Raw genomic sequence first — 4,943 nt, forward strand, 5'->3', positions numbered from 1 at the left:
ATGTAAACACAAACATTAACGTGACCGGCAACCACACCAATAATTGAATTTTTTGTTTTAAACCGAGTGAATGACGTAACATTGAGCTGATTTTCTGTATGAAACGTAGAAATATCTTTTAATCATAGCAAACCCCAGGCCGCTGTCGATAAACGGTGATTCGGTAAGTTACCGCTGAGTTATTTTTTTCGATCGTTAGCAGCAGGTTATCCGGTATTTGGGAGCTATCAAAGAAGTGGCTTTAATCGCTTGGATAAGACTAAATACTGGAGCGGTATAATTTTCTCATTTTCAGGCTAAAGCTGCTAAAATAGCGGGTTTATTCCATCCTTTGATAAACCCGACGCATGAAAAAAATACTGATTTCCGACAAGCTGGCCGACGATGGCATCAATTTTCTGAATGAACAGTCCGATATTCAGGTGCATATTCAAACGGGCCTGAGTGAAGATGAATTATGCGAATTGATTCCAGAGTTTGATGCCTTATTGATTCGCAGCGGTACCACGGTGACCGCTAAAGTCCTGAAAGCCGCTAAAAATCTCAAAGTTGTCGGCCGTGCCGGGATCGGTGTCGATAATGTCGATATTCAGGCCGCAACCGAACAAGGCGTGATCGTCATGAATACGCCGGATGCTAATGCCACGACGACTGCCGAATTAGCCATTGCACACATGTTTTCCTTGAGCCGGAATCTGCCAGAGGCGAATGCCTCGGTCAAGGCGGGGAAATGGGAACGTTCCAAATTGATGGGAGCTGAAGTTTCACACAAGACCTTGGCGATTTTAGGTTTCGGCACGATTGGCCGTATCGTTGCACAACGCGGCAATGGGCTTAACATGCGCGTTATCGCTTATGACCCTTTTGTTACGCCGGAAATTTTTGCCGAATATGGTGCAGAATCGGTCAGCTTGGAAGAACTGGTCAAGCAAGCCGACTATTTGACCTTGCATTGTCCTCTGCTGGAAAAAACCCGTCATATCATCGGTGCTGAGCAACTGGCGGCGATGAAAAAAAGTGCCATGTTGATTAACTGCGCGCGCGGTGGCCTGGTGGATGAAGCGGCTTTATATGATGCCTTGACTAATGGTCAAATCGCCAAGGCGGCGTTAGATGTGTTTGAACATGAACCGCCGAAAGATTCGCCTTTACTGACATTGGATAATATCGCCTTTACACCACATTTAGGCGCATCAACCCGTGAAGCTCAAGTGGCGGTCAGTGTTGAAATCGCACGTCAGGTCGTTACCTACCTAGAAACCGGCGAAGCCATTAATGCACTGAATATTACCCGACTGTCAGCCGATGCGCTGAGAAAGGTCAAGCCGTTTATGGGGCTGGCACATATTCTGGGCAAAATGCTAATCAACCTGATCGATGCGCCGATTAAAACACTGGATGTGGTCGCTTGTGGACAGGTGGCTGATGTCGAAATCAGACCGATTTCGGTTGAAGTTTTGGTGGGCATGTTAGTCGATCAGTTTTCGACGCCCGTGAATAGCGTCAATGCCGAGAATATCGCCAAGAAGCAGGGCATTTCATTGGTCGAAACCCGGACAGATGAGGCGGAAGGCTATTTGTCGGTGATTAAAGTGAAAGGCCATTGCGATAATGGGGAAACAGTTTCACTAGAAGGCACTTTACTCGGCGACAGTCATCCCAGAATTATCAAAATCAATGATTTTGAAATTGAAGTCGTGCCGGAAGGCGTTTTACTGGTTACCAAACATGAAGACAAACCTGGCGTCATCTCTGCGATCAGTTCGGTATTGGGCGAATCCAATATCAATATTTCCCGTATGCAGGTCGGTACGGCTGACAGTCAACAACAAGCCATGGCTGTCATCAGTATTTCAGAACCTTTAGATGATGCTCGGCTACAAGCAGTTTGTGATATTCCGGCAGTTAAAACGCTCAAGCAAATTCAATTATGAGTTTTGACGTCATCTGTTTTGACTGCGATAGTACCTTGAGTACGGTGGAAGGTATCGATGAACTGGCACGAAAAAGTGGTGCTTTTGATCAGGTGGCCGCATTGACCAATCAGGCCATGAATGGTGAAATTGCATTGCAGGAGGTTTATGGCAAACGCCTGCAATTAATTAAACCAGACAAACAAGCGATCGATTGGCTGGCGCAACTTTATATTATGCAGATGGTGGACGATGTCGATACGGTGATAAGCCGCTTGCAGCAGGCGGGTAAAGACATTCATATCATCAGTGGTGGTATTCGGCAGGCGATTTTGCCGCTGGCGGAAAAACTCAATATTCCCGCTGCCAAAGTTCATGCTGTCAATATCGTGTTTGATGACGAAGGGCGTTATCAAGGTTTTGATACGCAATCACCGTTGGCCCGAAGTGGCGGCAAAGCGGAAATTTGCAAGCAGCTTTCAGCAGATAAAAAAACTGCAATGATTGGTGATGGTAATACCGACCTAGAAGCTAAACACGCCGGCGCTGTGGTGATAGGCTTTGGCGGTGTTGCCGCACGCGAGCGGGTCAAACAGGAAGCTGATTATTTTGTGGACGGTCCCTCGTTGCGGCCGGTTCTGGATTTATTAATGAATAAGCTCTGAATGCGGTAGAAAACATGATGGGCGTGTAAATTATTGATTTTACGATGTAACTACTCGCACGGTAATCATTTAGTGGCCGTAGGGTATTGATTTTTAAGGACGCGTAAATACATCCATGTAGCTCTGTGCAACATCCTTGTTGCACAAGCCTGAAAAATCAATCCCCTACACCCAGTGTTTCTGAAGGGGTGAGTAGTTACTTTACGATTATGTTTTTTGTAAACAGAGCAATGATAATTATTCAACGGATTAAATGAGAGAAAACAATGGCAGGACATAGTAAGTGGGCAAATATCAAACATCGCAAAGGCGCACAGGACGCCAAACGCGGTAAAATTTTTACTAAACTGATTCGAGAAATTACGGTGGCCGCTAAAAAAGGCCCGGATCCGGCGAACAACCCGGCGTTACGAACGGCCATTGATAAGGCGTTGGGCGCTAATATGAAAAAGGATACCATCGAAAATACGATAAAAAAAGCTTCAGGGACGATGGATGGTGTCAATTACGAAGAAGTTCGTTACGAAGGCTATGGACCAGGCGGTACAGCGGTGATGGTTGATTGTTTGACTGACAATCGCAACCGTACCGTGGCGGAAGTTCGTCATGCTTTTTCAAAGGCTGGCGGTAACTTAGGCACCGATGGCTCGGTGGCCTATATGTTCCGTAAAGTGGGTATTATCAGTTATCCAGCAGGCGTCAATGAAGATGCTGTGATGGAAGCGGCCTTGGAAGCGGGTGCTGAAGATGTCATCACCAATGACGATGGGTCTATTGATGTATTTACCGATCCGCAAGAGTATTTAAATGTCAAAGAAGCGATGGTGGCGGCAGGCCTGGAGCCTGAGAATAGTGAAGTAACCATGCATGCGGATAACAAAACCGATTTGGATGAAGCCACCGCCGAAAAAATGATACGTTTGATTGAGCGTTTGGAAGACCTGGACGATGTGCAGGAAGTTTATTCCAACGCCGATATCAGCGACGATATCATGGAAAAAATGGCAGCTTCCTGATTTACGCTTTGTTGATTATGTATTATGGCTTGAATATCTTTTTTGTAGGATGGGTGGAGCGCCCGCGAAACCCATCGCATAAACACTTGATGTTTGTTATGACACGCCCCGGACAAAGTTCGGCTGACATAAATGACAACGGCGGAGATAGGTTTTGAGCCGAATTCTAGGGATAGATCCTGGCTCCCGTATCACCGGCTACGGTATCATCGAAGCCGGTGTAAACAGTAGTCGTTATATTGCCAGTGGCAGTATCCGTATTAAAGCAGATACTTTTCCGCAACGCCTAAAACAGGTCTTTGATGGCATCACAGAAGTCATTGCCATGTACAGTCCGGAACAAATGGCAATCGAGCAGGTGTTTATGCACAAAAATGCCGACTCTGCCCTGAAACTGGGGCAGGCCCGAGGCGCGGCTATCTGCGCCGCGCTTAATTGCGACCTGCCGGTGCATGAATACGCGGCGCGGCAAATCAAACAGGCGCTAGTAGGCAAAGGCAATGCCGATAAGGCTCAGGTGCAGCATATGGTCAAAATTCTGTTAAATATTCAAGGCACATTGCAGGTTGATGCGGGGGATGCATTGGGGGTTTGTCTGTGCCACAGCCATCATCAACAAACTCAACAACGCTTGAGTAGAGCTGGGTTATGATTGGATTTTTACGCGGAAAATTGCTGTCTAAAAATCCGCCGCAATTGCTGTTGGATGTCCATGGCGTCGGCTATGAAATCGAAGCACCGATGACCACCTTTTACGACTTGCCAATGGTGGGGGATGAAGTGGCCTTATATACTCACCTGGTGGTGCGGGACGATGCGCATATTTTGTTTGGCTTTTCGAAAGAAAGCGACCGCTTGATGTTCAGAACCCTGATTAAAGTCAATGGCGTTGGTCCCAAACTGGCCTTGACTATCTTGTCTGGCCAAAGTGCTGAAGAGTTCCGCCGCTGCATTGAAGATAATGATACGCAATCGTTGATACGTTTACCCGGTGTCGGCAAAAAAACCGCCGAACGCCTGATTGTAGAAATGCGTGATAGGCTGCCGGCATTAAGCGAGAATTCAGAGACAGGGATTAAGATAAACCCCGGTCAGTCGTCAGGAGCAAATCCGGGCAACCCAAGGCAAGAAGCCATCACCGCCTTATGTGCACTCGGCTATAAGCCTGCCGATGCCAGTAAAATGGTGCAAGGTGTTACGAGTGAGGATAAAAGCTGTGAAGATATTATTCGCCTTGCGCTGCAAGGGACGATCAAGCGTTAATTTTTTGAGAGGGCGCTGACGTTTTCGGCTGTCTGGCCCAATGGCGCAGACTTTGCCTCGGAGTCTCGTAACTGCTCACCCGGTTG

5 protein-coding genes are annotated in these 4,943 nt (G+C 47.1%); all 5 read left to right on the plus strand.

Annotated elements, in window-relative coordinates; all coding sequences use genetic code 11:
- Positions 1 to 347: 347 nt before the first annotated feature.
- The 5 genes from serA (at position 348) to ruvA (ending at position 4,857) form a co-directional block, all read left to right on the plus strand.
- Complete coding sequence (serA, locus tag JEU20_RS14680) at positions 348 to 1,934, plus strand: phosphoglycerate dehydrogenase (protein WP_198242957.1); 1,587 nt, start codon at positions 348 to 350, stop codon at positions 1,932 to 1,934.
- A complete protein-coding gene (locus JEU20_RS14685) occupies positions 1,931 to 2,578 on the plus strand; it encodes an HAD-IB family phosphatase (protein WP_198246893.1) in 648 nt (215 codons plus the stop codon). The genes serA and JEU20_RS14685 overlap by 4 nt, the downstream gene beginning before the upstream one ends.
- A 266-nt stretch (positions 2,579 to 2,844) precedes the next feature.
- A complete protein-coding gene (locus JEU20_RS14690) occupies positions 2,845 to 3,594 on the plus strand; it encodes a YebC/PmpR family DNA-binding transcriptional regulator (protein ID WP_198246894.1) in 750 nt (249 codons plus the stop codon).
- Positions 3,595 to 3,748: 154 nt separating this feature from the next.
- Positions 3,749 to 4,246, plus strand: a complete 498-nt coding sequence (gene ruvC / locus JEU20_RS14695) for a crossover junction endodeoxyribonuclease RuvC (RefSeq protein WP_198242961.1) — start codon at positions 3,749 to 3,751, stop codon at positions 4,244 to 4,246.
- Complete coding sequence (gene ruvA, locus JEU20_RS14700; protein ID WP_198242963.1) at positions 4,243 to 4,857, plus strand: Holliday junction branch migration protein RuvA; 615 nt, start codon at positions 4,243 to 4,245, stop codon at positions 4,855 to 4,857. Before ruvC ends, ruvA begins: the two co-directional genes overlap by 4 nt.
- Positions 4,858 to 4,943 lie beyond the last annotated feature (86 nt).

This window comes from methane-oxidizing endosymbiont of Gigantopelta aegis, from assembly GCF_016097405.1.
Taxonomy (GTDB): domain Bacteria; phylum Pseudomonadota; class Gammaproteobacteria; order Methylococcales; family Methylomonadaceae; genus Methylomarinum.

Coding starts and splice junctions, on each gene's coding strand:
- serA (WP_198242957.1), top strand. CDS start 348: ATGAAAAAAATACTGATTTCCGACAAGCTGGCCGACGATGGCATCAAT.
- JEU20_RS14685 (WP_198246893.1), top strand. CDS start 1,931: ATGAGTTTTGACGTCATCTGTTTTGACTGCGATAGTACCTTGAGTACG.
- JEU20_RS14690 (WP_198246894.1), top strand. CDS start 2,845: ATGGCAGGACATAGTAAGTGGGCAAATATCAAACATCGCAAAGGCGCA.
- ruvA (WP_198242963.1), top strand. CDS start 4,243: ATGATTGGATTTTTACGCGGAAAATTGCTGTCTAAAAATCCGCCGCAA.